This window comes from Mycolicibacter longobardus, assembly GCF_002102265.1.
Lineage (GTDB): Bacteria > Actinomycetota > Actinomycetes > Mycobacteriales > Mycobacteriaceae > Mycobacterium > Mycobacterium longobardum.
Genome location: NZ_LQPG01000008.1, coordinates 148,230 through 164,419, shown reverse-complemented (window position 1 = coordinate 164,419; position 16,190 = coordinate 148,230). Strand labels below are relative to the sequence as shown.

Here is a 16,190-nt window from a genome sequence, read left to right as displayed (position 1 = left end):
CCGTGCGAATCGAGCGGCTCGGCGACCTGGGCACGGCACCGGAGGTGCTGCGCGCGGTCGGCGACGCCACCGTCCGGTGCGGGCTCCCGCCGCCGGCCGCACTGACCGGGGAGTGGTTCGGCGCCCAGGCGGTGATCGCCCCCAGCGTGGCCGTCGAGCCGGTAGAACCCGGCGAGGTGTTTGATCTCAACGGTGCGCAGGCAGCCGGTGCGCAGTCCGGCGCGGTGGGCGGCGGCTGGATCGGATATCTGTCCTACCCCGACCCCGGCGCCGACGGCCGGGGCCCCCGCATCCCCGAGGCCGCCGGCGGCTGGACCGACTGCGTGCTGCGCCTTGACGACGAGGGCCGGTGGTGGTTCGAGAGCCTGTCGGGCGCCTCGATGCCGGGCTGGCTGGCCGAAGCGCTGACCATGCCCGCGCCGGCCCGCGGATGCCGCATCTTCTGGGAGACCCCGGACCGGCAGGCGCACCGCGCCGGGGTGCTGGCCTGCCTGGAGGCCATCCGGGCCGGTGAGGTGTATCAGGCCTGTGTGTGCACCCGCTTCACCGGGACCGTGACGGGCGACCCCCTGGACTTCTTCGCCGACGCGGTGGCGCGCACCGGTCCCGCGCGTGCCGCCTACGTCGCCGGCGACTGGGGTGCGGTGGCCTCACTGTCGCCCGAGCTGTTCCTGCGCCGCCGCGGTGAGATCGTGGCCTCCAGCCCGATCAAGGGCACGCTGCCGCTGGACGCCCGGCCCTCGGCGCTGCGCGCCTCGGCCAAGGACGTGGCGGAGAACATCATGATCGTGGATCTGGTCCGCAACGACCTGGGCCGGGTGGCGGTCACCGGCACCGTCACGGTGCCCGAGCTGTTGGCGGTGCGGCCCGCCCCGGGCGTGTGGCATCTGGTGTCGACGGTGTCGGCCCGAGTGCCGACGCAGCTGGGTATGGCGGAGCTCCTGGAGGCAGCGTTCCCGCCCGCGTCGGTGACCGGAACCCCCAAACACCGTGCCCGCCAGCTACTTTCGCAGTGGGAGCCGTATCGCCGCGGCGCCTACTGCGGAACGGTGGGCCTGGCGTCGCCGGTGGCCGGCTGCGAACTCAACGTCGCGATCCGCACCGTGGAGTTCGACGCCGCCGGCGGCGCGGTGCTCGGGGTCGGCGGCGGTATCACCGCGGACTCCGACGTCGACGCCGAATGGCAGGAGTGCCTGCACAAAGCCGCCCCGATCGTCGCTGCCGATCAGTCCCGGGAACGCAGCACCGCGTCGTAGAGCTCGCGGCGCGACACCGCACTCGGCGCCGCGGCGATCACCTGCGCGCAGGCGTCCTTGACCCGCATGCCGTCGCCCGTCAGCCGGTTGACCTCGGCGACCAACGCCGGCAGGTCGGCGCGCGGGGTCGCCCCCGCCAGCACCACGGTGATCTCCCCCAGCACGCCGTCGACCGCCCAGTCCGCCAGCTCGGCCAGCGTCCCGCGCAGCACCTCCTCATGGGTCTTGGTCAGCTCCCGGCAGACCACCGCGCGGCGTTCGCCGCCGAGTTCGGCGACCGCGTCGCGCAGACAGTCCGCCAGCCGCCGCGGCGACTCGAAGAACACACACGTACGTCGTTCATCGGCCAGCGACGCCAGCCACGTGCGGCGCGCGGCCTGCTTACGCGGCGCGAAACCCTCGAAGCAGAACCTCTCCGAGGCCAGCCCGGACACCGCCAGCGCGGTCGTCACCGCCGACGGGCCCGGCAGGCAGCTCACCGGCAACCCCGCGTCGGCGCATGCGGCCACCAGCCGGTAGCCCGGGTCGCTGATCAGCGGCATCCCGGCATCGCTGACCACCAGCACGGTCGCCCCGGCTTCGACGTCGGCCAGCAGCGCCGGCACCCGCGACGCCTCGTTGGCGTCGAACAGGCTGACCACCCGGCCGGTGATGTGCACGTCGAGCGCCTTGGCCAGCGTCCGCAGCCGCCGGGTGTCCTCGGCGGCCACCACGTCGGCGGTGCCCAGCGCGGCGACCAGTCGTGGCGAGGCGTCGGCGGGCTGGCCCAACGGGGTGGCACCCAGCAGCAATCGACCATCGGGCATGGCGCACAGCCTACGATCGTGGGGATGAGCGCTCCGACCGCTGCCCGGCCCGCGGCCGTATCCGAGCGCACCGCTCCCGTGATCAGCCCGGGGCTGCTGGTGCCGGTGGCCGATTTCGGGCCGATCGACCGTGCCCGCGGCTGGGCGGTGACCGCGGCGGTGACGACGCTGGCCGCAGTGACCCGGTTCTCGAATCTGTACTCGCCCACCGATGCAGGCACGCCGATCTTCGACGAGAAGCACTACGCCCCGCAGGCCTGGCAGATGCTGCACAACCACGGCGTCGAGGACAATCCCGGCTACGGCCTGGTGGTCCACCCGCCCGTCGGCAAGCATCTGATCGCGATCGGCGAGGCACTGTTCGGCTACAACGGACTGGGCTGGCGGTTCACCAGTGCGCTGCTGGGGGTGCTCACGGTGGCGCTGCTGGTGCGGATCGTGCGACGGATGACCCGCTCCACCCTGGCCGGGGGGATCGCCGGGCTGCTGCTGGTCGGCGACGCGGTCAGCTTCGTGGCCGCGCGCACTGCGCTGCTGGACGGTTTCCTGACCTTCTTCGTGGTGGCCGCGTTCGGGGCGCTGATCGTCGACCGCGACCAGGTGCGAATGCGGATGCACACCGTGTTGACCGACGGCCGCAGCGGCGTGACGCCGTGGGGGCCGCGGCTGGGGGTGCGCTGGTGGCGCTTCGGGGCCGGGGTGCTGCTGGGTTTGGCCTGCGCCACCAAGTGGTCCGGGCTGTATTTCGTGGTGTTCTTCGGCGCGATGTCACTGGCGTTCGACGTGGCCGCCCGCCGCCAGTACCGGGTCCGCAGGCCATGGCTGGGGACGCTGTTCCGTGACGTCGGCCCTACCGCCTATGCGATGGTGCTGATCCCGTTCGGGGTGTATCTGGCGTCCTACGCGGGGTGGTTCGCCTCCGAAACCGGAGTGGACCGCCACGAGGTGGGGCAATCGATCGGGCCGGACAGTCGCTTCCCGCTGCCCGACGCGCTGCGCTCGCTGTGGCACTACACCTACCAGGCGTATCACTTCCACGCCGGGTTGACGAACGCCGCCGGCAACCACCATCCGTGGGAGTCCAAGCCGTGGGCCTGGCCGATGTCACTGCGCCCGGTGCTCTACGCGATCGACCAGCATGACGTTCCCGGCTGCGGCACGCAGTCCTGCGTCAAGGCGGTGATGATGGTGGGCACTCCGGCCATGTGGTGGCTCGCCGTGCCGGTGCTGGGCTACGCGTTGTGGCGGTCCCTGGTGCGCCACGACTGGCGCTACGCCGCCGCGCTGGTGGGCTATTGCGCCGGCTGGCTGCCGTGGTTCGCCGACATCGGCCGGCAGATGTACTTCTTCTACGCGGTGCCGATGGCGCCGTTCTTGGTCATGCTGCTGGCGCTGATCTGCAGCGATATCGTGAACGACGGCCGCACCCGCAGCGAGGAGCGCTGGACCCTCGGGCTGCTCGCGGTGTCTTGTTATCTCGCCTTGGTGCTGACCAACTTCGCCTGGCTGTATCCGGTGCTGACCGGGGTGCCGATCTCGCCGGCCACCTGGAATATGGAGATCTGGCTGCCCAGCTGGTCCTGACGCCGCCCAGCCCCGCAATCTCGACGAATCGAACTGGTGTGCGATAGGGTGCATGCCGTGGCGATACCGGTACAGGAGTCGCTGTTCGACCTCAGCGAACGCCGACAGCTCGGTGACGGCGCCTGGCTCGACGTCCGCCCCGGCTGGCTGGCTGATGAAACCGCCGATCTGGTCGGCGAACTGCAGTCGAGCATCCCCTGGCGCGCCGAGCGCCGCCGGATGTATGACCGGGTGCTCGATGTGCCCAGGCTGGTGAGCTTCCACGACCTGGCCGGCGGCCACGCGCCGCACCCGGCGATTGCGAAGCTTCGTCGCCGGCTGAACGACATCTACGCCGGGGAACTCGGCGAGCCGTTCACCACGGCGGGACTGTGCCTATACCGCGACGGCGGCGACAGCGTGGCCTGGCACGGCGACACCATCGGCCGCGGCGCCACCCAGGACACCATGGTCGCGATCGTCAGCGTCGGCGCCACCCGCACCCTTGCCCTGCGGCCGCGCGGCGGTGGTCCCGCACTGCGGTTGGCGCAGCATCACGGCGACCTGGTGGTGATGGGGGGCTCCTGTCAGCGGACCTGGGAGCACTCGATCCCGAAGACCGCCGTCCCGACCGGACCGCGGATCAGCATCCAGTTCCGGCCTCGCGGGGTGCGCTGATCAGTCCCGCATCTCAGCCGCGCACCGCGTTCACCGCGGCCACCAGCAGATCGCGGGCCCGGGCGGTGTCGACGGGAACAACGGGCTTGTCGGGCAGCACCAGCGGGTTGGCGGTGACCAGCACCTGGTACGGCCCGAAGTAGGCCCCGTAGTTGTAGAGCTCACCGACCCGCGCCTTGCCGCCGGCGATCGCTTCCACCACCCGGTGCACCCCCAGGGTCTTCACCCCGTCGATGCGCGGCGCCTCGACTGTTTCGATCATGCCGCGCATCTGGCCACCGGAGAACCCGATGCGACGGCAGGTGCGTCCGGGTTCGCTGACCGGCACCGGCTCGGAGGTCTCCAAGGCGATGGTGATGAAGCGGTTGCCGTCGCCCTCAGCGGCGACGGCGGCCATATTGCCCTGCACCCCCTGCGGCAACTGCTGGCTGACCGCGAACTTCGAGCAGTCCGGGGGATCGAAGGTCAAGCCCGAGGGCAACGCCGTGCCCGCCAGCAGCTTGGGGTCGATCCCGGTGCGCTCGATATCTTTGACCTGGAACGCCGGGCCGAAGGAGGACTTGAGTTCGACCACCTTGCTGATATCGGCGGAGACCTCCGCAGGGCCAGAGCTGCAGGCGGCCAGCAAACCGACACAACCGAGTACCGGCACCGTACGAAGGTTCAACATCGCAGCCAATTTACCCAATGCGGCCCGGCCGCAGGGGCGGCGGTCACCCCACGGCCTGGATCGCTTGGCGGCCAACCTCTTTGATCTGATCGGCAACGTCTCGACCGAACGGCAGCTGGTCTTCGCCGGGCACCTCGATCACGGTGGTGACGACGCCCGGGTCGTCGCGTTCCCAACAGGCGCCCAGACGGTCCAGGATGGCGCGCATCGGTGCGTTCTCCGACAGCACCCGCGCCGTGAACTTCTCGATACCCTCCAGCCGGGCGATGACGGCCAACGCCCCCATCAGGTAGCTGCCGATCCCGCGGCCCTGATAGCTGTCGCCGACGATGAACGCGATCTCGGCGAAAGTCGGGTTCTCGTGGTCGCGGACGAATCGCGCGTCGGCCACGAATGAGCCGTCCGGCTCGGTGACCACCCACACGAAATGGTCGACGTAGTCGACCTCGAACAGGTAGTGCATCAGCGCCGGGCTCGGGATCCGGGTGGACATGAACCGCCGGTAGAGCGTCTCGCCGGAGAACTCGACGTGCCCCTGGACGGTTCGCGCACTGTCGCCGGGCAGCACCGGCCGCAACAACAACTCGGTGCCGTCGCGGGCCCGGATCGACACGGCGGTGATGTAGGCCGCCAGGCGTTGACGCGCGATGCGGACCAGCCGGCCCATCACCTCGGGTACCTGCACCATCTGGTGGAAGGCGTCCTCGTCACCGATCCAGCCGGCCAGCGGCGTCGAGGTGGTCACCGTCGCCGTTCGGAGGCCCTTGCGCAGCAGCGCGATCTCACCGACCACCATCCCGGCGGATACCTCGTTGATGACCACCGCGCCGTCGTCGCCGACATGTTTGACCTGGGCTGATCCCGACGAGATGAGCAAGAACGACAGCGCCTGCTCACCTTGCCGCATCAGTTCGGCGCCCGCCGGGGCCTGCAGCGGCCGCAAGGCGGCGGCCAGCGTCGCCAGCTCGGCCTCCGGGCAGCCGGCGAAGATCTCCATCTCTGCGAGGTCCGTGACAGGCAACGCCCCGTCAGCCACTGAGGCACCCCCGGTCCCGTCGCGACATCACCATTGGACTGCTACGCCTTTGTTTCGCCAATCCAGGCTAACCGGCACCCATAGGTCGGGAATGATTTAACAGCGCGGTAATGATTTAACACGGACGTAACGAACCGGATTCGGTGTTGGCGATCAGGACGGCTAACCTGTGCCGCTGATAGGCATCCGAGGAAGAGACCACACGACTATGAGCGAACTGAACCCGAAGCTGCACGCCATCTACGACGAGGTGCTGCATCGCAACCCCGGCGAGGCCGAGTTCCATCAGGCCGTTTTCGAGGTGCTCAGCAGCCTCGGCCCAGTGGTGACCAAGCACCCGGAGTACGTCGACCGTGCCGTCATCCGCCGGATGTGCGAGCCGGAGCGTCAGATCATCTTCCGGGTTCCGTGGCTCGACGACGACGGCAACGTGCAGATCAACCGGGGTTTCCGGGTGGAGTTCAACTCGGCTCTGGGCCCCTTCAAGGGTGGCCTGCGGTTCCACCCGTCGGTGTACCTGGGGATCATCAAGTTCCTCGGCTTCGAGCAGATCTTCAAGAACTCCCTGACCGGTCTGCCGATCGGCGGCGGTAAGGGCGGCTCGGACTTCGACCCCAAGGGCCGCTCCGACAACGAGATCATGCGGTTCTGCCAGTCGTTCATGACCGAGCTCTACCGCCACCTGGGCGAGTACACCGACGTCCCGGCCGGCGACATCGGCGTGGGCGGACGCGAGATCGGCTACCTGTTCGGCCAGTACAAGCGCATCACCAACCGCTACGAGTCGGGTGTACTGACCGGCAAAGGCCTGAGCTGGGGCGGGTCGCAGGTCCGCACCGAGGCCACCGGCTACGGCGCGGTGTACTTCGCCGACGAGATCCTCAAGACGGCCAAGGACTCCTTCGAGGGCAAGCGGGCCGTGGTCTCCGGCTCGGGCAACGTGGCGATCTACGCGATCGAGAAGATCCACCAGCTGGGCGGCACCGTGGTGGCCTGCTCGGACTCCAGTGGCTACATCGTCGACGAGAAGGGCATCGACCTGGAGCTGCTCAAGGAGATCAAGGAGATCAAGCGCGACCGCATCGAGGCCTACGCCAAGACCCGCGGTGGCGCGACTGAGTTCGTCAACGGCGGCTCCATCTGGGACGTGCCCTGCCAGATCGCGATCCCCTCGGCCACCCAGAACGAGCTCCACCGCGACCACGCCGCCACGCTGGCGAAGAACGGCTGCAAGATCGTCGCCGAGGGCGCCAACATGCCGTGCACCCCGGACGCCGTCAAGCTGTTCGCCGACGCGGGCGTGACCGTCGCCCCGGGCAAGGCGGCCAACGCCGGCGGTGTGGCCACCAGCGCGCTGGAAATGCAGCAGAACGCCTCGCGGGACTCCTGGAGCTTCGAGTACACCGAGCAGCGGCTGGCGGCGATCATGAAGAGCATTCACCACCGCTGCCTGGTCACCGCCGACGAGTACGGTGCCCCCGGCAACTACGTGCTGGGTGCCAACATCGCGGGCTTCATCCAGGTCGCCGACGCGATGACCGCGCTGGGCCTGATTTAGAACACTCGTTGACTCTGCGGCTACCAGGCGGTGCTCTCGCACTTTTGCCCGGTAGCCGCAGAGTCAACGTCGTTTCGACGTAACATCGCCGGTATGAATCGGGTTCTGCGTGTTTCCGTGTTCGTCGGTGCCGCCGCCATCGCACTGCTGGGCAGCGCACCGGCTCACGCCGACGACGCCAGCTATCTTGCCGCCTTGGACGCCAACGGTGTCTTCCGGTCCGGTCCGCCCAACGCGCGCCTTTCGGCGGGGCACCGGTTCTGCAACCAGTTGCGCAGCGGAGCCACGGTCGACCAGGTAGCCGACGCCTACGTGCGCCGGCCGTCATTCGGCGGACCGTCCATGGTCGATGACCTGACCGTCAACCTGCGCCCGGTGATCGACATCGCCCAGCACGAACTGTGCCCTGAGACCCTGGGCTGATCCGGGGCCCGCTAATCTGCGCCGGCGCCGTCGTCGCCGGATCGCGACTCGCGCTCGGCGTCGAGCACTTCGTCGACCAACGGGATGTCGATGACGTCGTCGGAATCCACCACCGGCGCCCACAGGCCGGCGTCCAGGTCGTGCTTTTCGGTGAGGAACCGTAGCCGGTAGGCCTGTTGGGCCCGTTCGAACGTCCTGTTCGCGATGCGGGCATTGAGGCCACCGTTGACGACCGCGCCGAAGATCGGAACCGCCTGGGCCAGCTTGTGTTTCGCCATCCTGAACCCCAGCGCCATGGACACCTGCTGGATCACGTTGTCGGCCTGCTGAGGCTGGAGGTGACGCCATGACGCCCGGCGCATCATCTGCTGTGTCAATCGCGAAAGCGAAGCCAGCGCTGCCGCCTTCTCCGCGGAGGTGCCGGCCGCGGAATAGGCGATCACACCGGAGGCGAACGCCTGCTCGTCCGGCTCGCGGACGTCGTAACCGTAGTGCGCCGCAACCAAAGCCACGATGCGGCCCATACCGACCAGCACCGCGGTGACGTCAGCGACGATGGCTGAGGCCGCGACGGTCAGCGTGGTGCCGCCGGAGACCGTGCTGGACGCCGCCGCACTCGTCACCGCCAGTGAGGATGCCGCACCTTCGGCCATGGCCAAAACGATGTAGCGCTCCTTGCGGCGCGGGACCGAACGGTCGCAGTAGTTCAGGTCGAGTTGTCGGACTTCGTCATAGGACTGCACCGTGACGCCTCGCTCGGCGAACATCGCGAACACATCGGCCGGCTTGACCGAATGAAGTCCCCGCTCGACCAGAACGGCGTGCAGCGTTTCCAGGGCCTTGGCGGTGAGCTGATCCACCTTACCCAAGGCCGCCGTGGCGCCCGGGAGCTGTTCCACCCCGGAGCGGACCTGGGTGACCACTTCTCTGGCGCGGCCGGCGATGTCCTGACTGAGGCTTTCGAGCCGGCCGGGGCGCTCCACGGCGGTGGCCGCGTCCAGCAGCGTGTCCCAAGCCTTGCTCTCGTAGGCGGACATGCCTGGCCGAACACTGCTCGCCACGAGCGTCAGCCTACCGGCACATCTTCATTGACGGTCGTCATTGACGGTCGTCAATAAAATGCGGTACGTTGGGCCCATGGATTCGCCACACGTGCTGTCTGTACCGCCGTCGACGGCCGGGGGCGTCCGGGCGGCTCGGCGACTCGAAACCCGGGCCCGCCTGTTCGACGCCGCGCTGGCAGAGATTTCGCAGCACGGGCTGGCCGCCGCCGATGTCAGTGCCATCGCGGCGACGGCCGGCGTGGTGCGGGGAACCTTCTACTTCCACTTCCCCACCAAGGAGCACGTCCTCATCGAGGTGGAGCGCAACGAGGAGACGCGGATCGTCAGCGAACTGGGTGGTGCCGACGGCGACCTGGTGTCGGTGCTTTCTGAGCTGGTCCATCACGTCCTGAGCGCTGAAAGTCGTTTGGGTGCGGCGGTTTTCCGGGACATGCTCGGGCTGCATTTCTCATCGAACCGTCCGGTCGAAGACGAGTTGGCGCAGCACCCGCTGGCGGAGTTCTTGGTGGGCGTGATCAGCGGAGCACAGGACTCCGGGCAGGTGTCCCCCGACCTCGACGCCGGCGAACTCGGAACGTTCTTTCTGACCGGGCTGTTCGCCCTGCTGTCCACCGGAGCACACGACGCGGCTCTGTTGAACCGTTATGTGACAACGATTGTCAAGGGAATGGAGAACCGATGAATCGCACCGGCATTGAGGGTTACCGGGAGTTTCTGGCCAAGCGAGACGGTGAAGCCGACCTGCTCAACAGGCGGCTGGCCAATCGAGACCAGTTCTTCAACGACCTTGAGGCCAACCCCGTGCACTCGGCTCAACCCGCCGACCGAGCAACTTTCCTTCGCAACCTGCGGCGCCGGCGACCAGAACCCGGCCTGGACCGAAAGATGCTGTTCCTGTTGGCAACAGCAAAGCTCAATCAGGCCGAGCGTTTCGGCGTCGGCCTGGGCGAGACCTACGGCCGCAACAGCGACGAGAATCTGCCGCCGGAGAACGTCTACCTCGAACTGGAAGAGCACTACCACACCAGGCTGCTGGCCTACGCCTTGGACGTGTTCGATCTGACCTTCCAGGTGGTCCCCCCACCCTTCGTGATGCGGCAGTTCGTCAAAACCGGCGTGTTTCTTCCGGAGCGGCTCAGCTTCATGTTCGTCGGCGCCGCAGAGATGGCGGGCTGCATCATGTTCGACGAACTACGTCGCGCCGGTATCGAGCTGTTCGCCGACGAGCCCGAGGTCGCTGAGCGAATCACCTTGTTGTACAGCGAGATTCTTACCGACGAGATCGGTCATGTGGGCTACTGCGCAGCACGCTGTACGTCGGCCGAGCGGGCGATCATGCGTCGAATCTACCCGCTGATCGGACGCCTGTTCGCCCGGCAGACCGCCGAGATCAGCCTGCTGATCGACCCGAAGTCGTTGCGCGCGCGGTTGGACCGGCCCTTTGATGTGCAGGAGCTCACGGCCGATCTGGACAACGAGACGTATCTGGTGGCACACCCCTGAGGAGATCAGCCCCGGTCGAATCGGACCGTTGAGTCGCGGGAAACCTACCCGCCGGCCGATGGCAACGTCAGCTGCAGATACCCTCCACAACACGGTTGCAGCATCACGTCGGCGGGCCAACTCACGCGATGGTCCTGCCCACGCAGGTAGTCGGCGGCAATACCGACGGCCTTGACGGGCTTCCCATGGTCCTCGAAGACCAACAGACTGGCTTTGGATTCAAAGAAATTCGACCGGATCACCGGTGCGCCGACGGTTTTCTCGATGAACTCCCGCTCGGTGTATTCATGAAACAGATGCACCTCATCCCAGGGCCACGAGGTGAAGTCACTCAGTCTGCCCGACTTATCTTGATGCAGAAGGTTTGCCAAGCCCTCGTTGAGTCGTCGATCGTTGTAGTCGATGTCCATCGATTGCCTCGTCAGTCCGCAGCTCGTCACCAACATGCACAGCAATAGGACACTAAGCGCACTGCGTATCGGCGCTGCTCTGCTCACCACGGTCAGTACCCTCCTGCCGACGTTCCGTAGCCGCCGGGTTGACCGGGGTCGTAGACCCCACCGGGCCCGGCACCGGTTGGCGTTGGCGTCTGACCCGGTAGCGTCGCGTTCGTCGTCGTGCCCGCCTCGCCCCAGGCAATGGTGTTGCTCCAGGCCAGCTTCTCGCCGCCGGGCGCGACCACGACGGTGTCGCCCCTGTCGACGGCCTGTTGCACTAGGTCCGCGAGCTGCGCCGGAGTGGCGCGTGGGTTAGCTGTTGCGATTTCTCGTCCGACTTCGTTGTTGTACAGATCCATCGCCTCGGCGGCGGCGTGGTTGTCCGGCAGTCGTTCGTGAGCGGTCGCGAAGTCGCGGGTCCAGTTCTCGCCGAATCGTTGCGTCATCAGGGCGTTCCAGTATGCGTGCCGGAAGGCGTCGGTGTGGTTGTCGGCTGTGTCGTTGGGACCATTCTGGGGCGGGAAACGCACCTTGGCTTCGGTTGCGGCGGCTTGTTTGATCTGGTTCAGATCCCGCAGCGCAAACGGTGAGAGGTCTTCGAGCATGCGCGCCTCTCCCGCGGTCACGTGCACCGGGTTGGTGGCCAAGCTGAGCGGCCACGGCGGCTCCCAATCGAGTGCACCATCGGGGTCATCCGATACCTGGTACTTCTTCAGGATCTCTTCGAGCGGGTCGACCTGCGGCGGACCCTTTTGACGGAAATCGACCGATTGGGTAGTTCGGTCCCCACCGAGCGGGTAGCGCCCGGTCAATGCCTGGACCTGCGCTGCGCGCTGCTGGCTGTCGGCGGCGGCGTCGGCGACGACCTGGTGGATTTGACGGGTCTTGGCCGTCAGGAAGGCTTGAAACTGCCGGGCACCGGCGGGGGTGTCTAAGCCGCGCCAGGTGGCAGCGGCCTGGCGAATCTCCGCCTCGATGGCGTCCAGACGCTGCCGGGATTGCAGGTTGTACCGGTGAGCGCCCCGCAGGATCGTCTCGAAAGACCGGTCGAGCTCCACCGACGTCGTCAACCGCTGCACCAGCTGCGCCTCGCGCGCCCGCGCCGCGTCGGCGAAGGCCCCCAGCTGATCCGCCATGGCGCAAAGGTACGCGCTTTGGCGCTGTCGCGTCAGCGTCAGCGGCGCGGTTCCCGACGTGAACGCTGATCACGGGTGACATCCGGACGGCGAGTTGCGCAATTCAACCGCAATACGTTCCGGCGCGATACCGATGTTGGTCTCACGCGAACGTTGGCGTCCACCCCATGTCCAGACCGGCGCGTAGAGACGCCGATGGAGTTCGCGTACGAAGCGGTCAGTGAGCAGCTCGGATACAGCGAGGGTGCCATCCAATACCTCGGCGACGAGATCGTCGGCGACCTCGTCCTGGATTTGCTGCTCGAGATCGTAGAGATCCGCCTTGCGAATCGGGTGGCCAAGAACTTCGCGCGCTTCAGCAGTCAGTGCCTCACGCTCTTCCTCGGTAACGAGGGTTTCGCCGTAGTCGGGCTCGAAGGCCATCAGGCCTTGGCACTCAACGATGCCAGGTACTTTTCGGCCTTGGCCGAGCGCACATGGTCTGCCGGCACGACGCGTTGCTCCAGCCGCGCTGACGCCTTGGTGGAGCGCACGACGAACTGGCGGCGAGCCTTCGCCGACATGGTTCGCTTGGTCATCACGCCTCCTAGATTCGCACCAGTCCATCGTGGCCGACTTATCGCGGAGTGTTCAGAAAGTGGAGCTAAGGGGAATCGAACCCCTGACCTTCTCGATGCGAACGAGACGCGCTACCAACTGCGCTATAGCCCCTGACCGCTAGGAGATTACCAGCCAGCAGCTGGCCCCCCGAAACCGAGACGCTATTGCCCGGCCGCGCGGGGCAGGTCCCCCCGCCAGTCGTACTGGCCACTGCTGGACGCGTACTCGAGGTGCTCGAACACCGGGTCCTCATCGTCGATCTCCAGCACCGCCACACCCGGACGGCGCAGCCGCGACGGCACCACCTCGAACGCTTCGGTGTGCACGCTCTCCCGCTGCGCACGCGGCCGTTCGGCCCGCCGCGCACGGCGCGAACGCACCTGCTGCTCGATGCGAGTCTGACGCCGCAGGTACGCCAGGTAGAGCACCGTCGCGCCGGCCGCGCCGCCGCAGATCCACCATGCGGTGGGCGCCACGGTGAAGGCCGTGATCGCCGAGAACACCAGGATCGCCGCCAGCGACAGCAGCACCCGCTTGCGGAACTCGTACTTGCGGGCATCGACGGCGGCGGCCGTCTTGATGTCGCTGCGGGGCCGGCGCATGCCGGCCGCGGCGCCCATCGGCGCCTCCGCGGCGGCTTCCAGCCCGGAGCTGTCGTCGATCGTTTCGTACTCGTAGGACTCGTAAGACTCGGCGTCGTCGACCGATTCGACGTCGGCTTCGTCGGCTTGAGCCTGAACTTCGGCCTGAGCCTGGGCTTCGGCTTCAGCTTCGGTTTCGGCTTCGGCTTCGGCTTCAGCCAACGCCGCAGCCTCTGCTTCAGCCGCCAACGCAGCGGCCTCGGCTTCGGCCTGAGCACGCGCCTCGGCCTCTGCCTCGGCGACGGCCTGGGCCCGTGCTCGCGCAAAACCCTCCTCCGACAGCGGCAACACGTCGGAATCGTCGGCGACCACGTCTACGTCCAGGTAGTCCAGCTCACCCTGCTCACCCTGCTCGCCGACGCGCTGCTCCGCGGCGGCGACGAACACAGCCGCCGCAGCGACGAACACGCGCGAGCCGCTCTCGGTGGGCTCGTCTTCGTCGGTGTCATCGACATCGTCAGCACCATCGGCGCTGTGCTGCCAGTCGGGGTCGCTGCGGTGACCGGCGGCCGGGCCGCCGCGCTTGAGCAGCCGGGCACTGGATCCGCTGGTCAACACACGGGTCGCCAACGCCACGTCACTGGTACGACGCACCGCGTCACGCTTGCTGACCAGCATCGGCACCAGAACGAACAGCCAGAGGACGACCAGTGAGATCCAGAGCAAAGATTGCGGGATGCTGGGCATGGGTGGCCTGCTCCTTTCCCAGCCAAGGCTAGGTATGTGACCCACGCGACCTCGGGCGGCGCGCCGAGCCAATTACACAGTTGTAATTTACTCGCCGACCTCGGTAGTCACAACTATCACACGGGTAACATGCCGCCCGAAATACTTTCAAGCCGGGGCAGCCCGGCCGGCCTGGATCAGCGCCGAGGTCACCGAGCCGGCAACCTCCTCGACAGTCATCGCCATCAGCAGGTGGTCCCGCCACGCGCCGTCGACGTCCAGATAGCGCTGCAGCAGCCCTTCCTGACGAAAGCCGACCTTCGCCAACACCGCTCGGCTGGCCGCGTTCTCCGGCCGGACGGTGGCCTCCACCCGATGCAGCCGGACCGGTCCGAAGCAGTGGTCGAGCCCGAGCGCCACCGCCCCGGTCGCCACTCCCCCGCCGGCCACCGCGCTGGACACCCAGTAACCGATCCAGGCCGACCGCAGCGCACCGTGGGCGATGTTGCCCACCGTCAACTGGCCACAGAATCGGCCGTCAAGCTCGATCACATACGGCAGCATCCGCCCATACCGAGCCTCGGTGCGCAGGCTGGAGCACAACGGCGGCCACGCCGCCGAACCGTGCCGGGTCACCCAGTCCACCTCGACACTGGGCTCCCACCGCTCCAGGTGGGCACGGTCGGCCAAGCGGATCCGGCTCCAGGTCACGCCGTCGCGGATCCGCACCGGCCGCAGCCGGATCACCCCGGCCGCGACCCGCAGCGGCCCGAGCACACTCGGCCAGCCGGGGTGCTGGACGGCCTTGAAGGGCCACAGGTTGACCAACATGTACCCGGATTCAACCCCGCTGAGCCAGGAAGGCGACGTCCACCAGCTCGCCGGTGGCGATCTGCTCGATCTCCTCGGGAACCACCACCAGGCAGTTCGCCTCGGCCAACGTCGCCAGCAGGTGCGAGGAGGTGCCGCCCGACGCCCCGAGCACCTGCACCAGGTACTCGCCGGTCTCCTCGTCGCGCATCAACTGGCCCCGCAGGTAGCCCTTCCGGCCGGGCATCGAAGCGATCGGCCCCAGGGTGCGGGCCCGCACCACCCGGCGCATCGGCTCCCGCTTGCCCAGCGACAGCCGGATCAGCGGACGGATCATCACCTCGAACACCACCAGCGCGCTCACCGGGTTGGTGGGCAACAGGAACGTCGGAACCCCTTCCGGGCCAAGCTGACCGAAGCCCTGCACCGAACCGGGGTGCATGGCGATGCGGGCGACTTCCATGTCGCCGAGATCCGCCAGGGCCGCTCGCACCGCATCCGCCGCGGCGCCGCCGACCCCGCCGGCGATCACCACGACCTCGGCGCGGTTGAGCTGGCCCTCGACCACCTCACGCAGCTTCGCGGGGTCGTTGCTGACAATGCCGACGCGGTTCACCTCCGCGCCCGCGTCGCGACCCGCCGCGGCCAGCGCGTAGGAGTCGACGTCGTAGACCTGTCCGTTGCCGGGTGTGCGGTTGACGTCGACCAGTTCGCCGCCCACCGCCAGCACCGACAGCCGGGGGCGGGGATGCACCAGCACGCGGTCGCGGCCGACGGCGGCCAGCAACCCCACCTGGGCGGCGCCCACGACCGTGCCGGCGCGCACCGCCACATCGCCGGGTTGTACGTCGTCGCCGACCCGGCGTACGTAGTCACCCGGGCGCACGCCTCGCAGCACCCGAACCCGGGAGTCCCCGCCGTCGGTCCACCGCAGCGGCAGCACCGCGTCGGCCAGGGTGGGCATCGGCGCCCCGGTCTGAATCCGCGTGGCCAGCTTGGGCTGCAACCGGGTGGGAGTGCGGGCTCCGGCTTCGATGATGCCCAGCACCGGAAGAGTTACCGCGGCGGCGTCCCGTTCGGCCGCGTCCGAGCTGTCGCCGATCGCGTCGGCGCCGAGTACGTCGACGCTGCGCACCGCGTAGCCGTCGATGGCGGCCTGGTCGAAGGCGGGCATCGGCCGCTCGGCGACCACTTCTTCGGCGCACATCAAGCCCTGTGCCTCGGCGATCGCCACCCGGACCGGGCGGGGCGCCACCGCGGCAGCCGAAACCCGAGCCTGCTGCTCCTCAACCGAACGCACGGTGTGCCTTTCTCCGCTGAAGTCTCAGAAGCCTCGGTCCGAA

18 protein-coding genes and 1 tRNA gene are annotated in these 16,190 nt (G+C 68.0%); 7 read left to right on the top strand and 12 right to left on the bottom strand.

All coding sequences use genetic code 11. The features are described from left to right. Positions 1–2 precede the first annotated feature (2 nt). Positions 3–1,256, top strand: coding sequence for an aminodeoxychorismate synthase component I (locus AWC16_RS03510; protein WP_085263400.1), 1,254 nt, complete (start codon positions 3–5; stop codon positions 1,254–1,256). Here the strand turns inward: AWC16_RS03510 and rsmI are convergent. Continuing rightward, positions 1,226–2,062 carry a 16S rRNA (cytidine(1402)-2'-O)-methyltransferase gene (gene rsmI, locus AWC16_RS03505; RefSeq protein WP_085263399.1) on the bottom strand — a complete coding sequence of 279 codons (837 nt, stop codon included), beginning with the start codon at positions 2,060–2,062 and terminating at the stop codon, positions 1,226–1,228. The genes AWC16_RS03510 and rsmI overlap by 31 nt on opposite strands. Before the next feature lie 24 nt (positions 2,063–2,086). Between rsmI and AWC16_RS03500 the strand changes: the two genes are divergently transcribed. Further along, positions 2,087–3,646, top strand: a complete 1,560-nt coding sequence (locus AWC16_RS03500; RefSeq protein WP_085263398.1) for a dolichyl-phosphate-mannose--protein mannosyltransferase — start codon at positions 2,087–2,089, stop codon at positions 3,644–3,646. Positions 3,647–3,703: 57 nt separating this feature from the next. Then, positions 3,704–4,303: an alpha-ketoglutarate-dependent dioxygenase AlkB gene (locus AWC16_RS03495; protein WP_207572248.1), complete on the top strand. Its 600-nt coding sequence runs from the start codon at positions 3,704–3,706 to the stop codon at positions 4,301–4,303. A gap of 13 nt (positions 4,304–4,316) precedes the next feature. Here AWC16_RS03495 and AWC16_RS03490 read toward each other — a convergent pair whose 3' ends face one another. Beyond that, entirely contained in the window at positions 4,317–4,973 is a 657-nt protein-coding gene (locus AWC16_RS03490; protein ID WP_085263396.1) for a DUF5642 family protein, read from the bottom strand. Between the two features lie 43 nt (positions 4,974–5,016). Next, the gene (locus tag AWC16_RS03485; RefSeq protein ID WP_085263395.1) at positions 5,017–5,970 is read right to left on the bottom strand and encodes a GNAT family N-acetyltransferase; all 954 of its coding nucleotides are present in this window, start codon (positions 5,968–5,970) and stop codon (positions 5,017–5,019) included. 247 nt (positions 5,971–6,217) lie between these two features. Here AWC16_RS03485 and gdhA point away from each other — a divergent pair, with 247 nt between their 5' ends. Together gdhA and AWC16_RS03475 are read left to right on the top strand one after the other, a co-directional pair. Beyond that, on the top strand, positions 6,218–7,567 hold the full coding sequence (gene gdhA / locus AWC16_RS03480) for an NADP-specific glutamate dehydrogenase (RefSeq protein WP_085263394.1): 1,350 nt from the start codon (positions 6,218–6,220) through the stop codon (positions 7,565–7,567). 93 nt (positions 7,568–7,660) lie between these two features. Further along, complete coding sequence (locus AWC16_RS03475) at positions 7,661–7,990, top strand: DUF732 domain-containing protein (RefSeq protein ID WP_085263393.1); 330 nt, start codon at positions 7,661–7,663, stop codon at positions 7,988–7,990. A gap of 11 nt (positions 7,991–8,001) precedes the next feature. Here AWC16_RS03475 and AWC16_RS03470 read toward each other — a convergent pair whose 3' ends face one another. Continuing rightward, positions 8,002–9,051, bottom strand: coding sequence for an EcsC family protein (locus tag AWC16_RS03470; protein ID WP_133055906.1), 1,050 nt, complete (start codon positions 9,049–9,051; stop codon positions 8,002–8,004). 76 nt (positions 9,052–9,127) lie between these two features. Here AWC16_RS03470 and AWC16_RS03465 point away from each other — a divergent pair, with 76 nt between their 5' ends. Together AWC16_RS03465 and AWC16_RS03460 are read left to right on the top strand one after the other, a co-directional pair. Continuing rightward, positions 9,128–9,736 (top strand): TetR family transcriptional regulator, encoded by a 609-nt coding sequence (locus tag AWC16_RS03465; protein ID WP_085263391.1) that lies wholly within the window; start codon positions 9,128–9,130, stop codon positions 9,734–9,736. Beyond that, positions 9,733–10,557, top strand: a complete 825-nt coding sequence (locus AWC16_RS03460; protein ID WP_085263390.1) for a hypothetical protein — start codon at positions 9,733–9,735, stop codon at positions 10,555–10,557. The genes AWC16_RS03465 and AWC16_RS03460 overlap by 4 nt, the downstream gene beginning before the upstream one ends. Positions 10,558–10,601: 44 nt before the next feature. Here the strand turns inward: AWC16_RS03460 and AWC16_RS03455 are convergent, their stop codons facing one another. From AWC16_RS03455 to glp, 8 genes are all read right to left on the bottom strand, one after another. Then, positions 10,602–10,967 (bottom strand): hypothetical protein, encoded by a 366-nt coding sequence (locus tag AWC16_RS03455; RefSeq protein WP_085263389.1) that lies wholly within the window; start codon positions 10,965–10,967, stop codon positions 10,602–10,604. A 92-nt stretch (positions 10,968–11,059) separates the two neighbouring features. Then, a complete protein-coding gene (locus tag AWC16_RS03450; protein ID WP_234812109.1) occupies positions 11,060–12,130 on the bottom strand; it encodes a DUF4226 domain-containing protein in 1,071 nt (356 codons plus the stop codon). A gap of 69 nt (positions 12,131–12,199) precedes the next feature. Beyond that, positions 12,200–12,553: a hypothetical protein gene (locus AWC16_RS03445; protein WP_207572247.1), complete on the bottom strand. Its 354-nt coding sequence runs from the start codon at positions 12,551–12,553 to the stop codon at positions 12,200–12,202. Continuing rightward, positions 12,553–12,708: a hypothetical protein gene (locus AWC16_RS24210; RefSeq protein WP_165759157.1), complete on the bottom strand. Its 156-nt coding sequence runs from the start codon at positions 12,706–12,708 to the stop codon at positions 12,553–12,555. The genes AWC16_RS03445 and AWC16_RS24210 overlap by 1 nt, the downstream gene beginning before the upstream one ends. A 60-nt stretch (positions 12,709–12,768) precedes the next feature. Next, a tRNA-Ala gene (locus AWC16_RS03440) sits at positions 12,769–12,841 on the bottom strand. 50 nt (positions 12,842–12,891) lie between these two features. Beyond that, a complete protein-coding gene (gene sepX, locus AWC16_RS03435) occupies positions 12,892–14,058 on the bottom strand; it encodes a divisome protein SepX/GlpR (RefSeq protein ID WP_085263388.1) in 1,167 nt (388 codons plus the stop codon). Between the two features lie 147 nt (positions 14,059–14,205). Next, positions 14,206–14,868, bottom strand: a complete 663-nt coding sequence (locus AWC16_RS03430) for a GNAT family N-acetyltransferase (protein ID WP_085263387.1) — start codon at positions 14,866–14,868, stop codon at positions 14,206–14,208. Positions 14,869–14,878: 10 nt separating this feature from the next. Then, the gene (gene glp / locus AWC16_RS03425) at positions 14,879–16,147 is read right to left on the bottom strand and encodes a molybdotransferase-like divisome protein Glp (RefSeq protein ID WP_085263386.1); all 1,269 of its coding nucleotides are present in this window, start codon (positions 16,145–16,147) and stop codon (positions 14,879–14,881) included. Between the last annotated feature and the right edge of the window lie 43 nt (positions 16,148–16,190).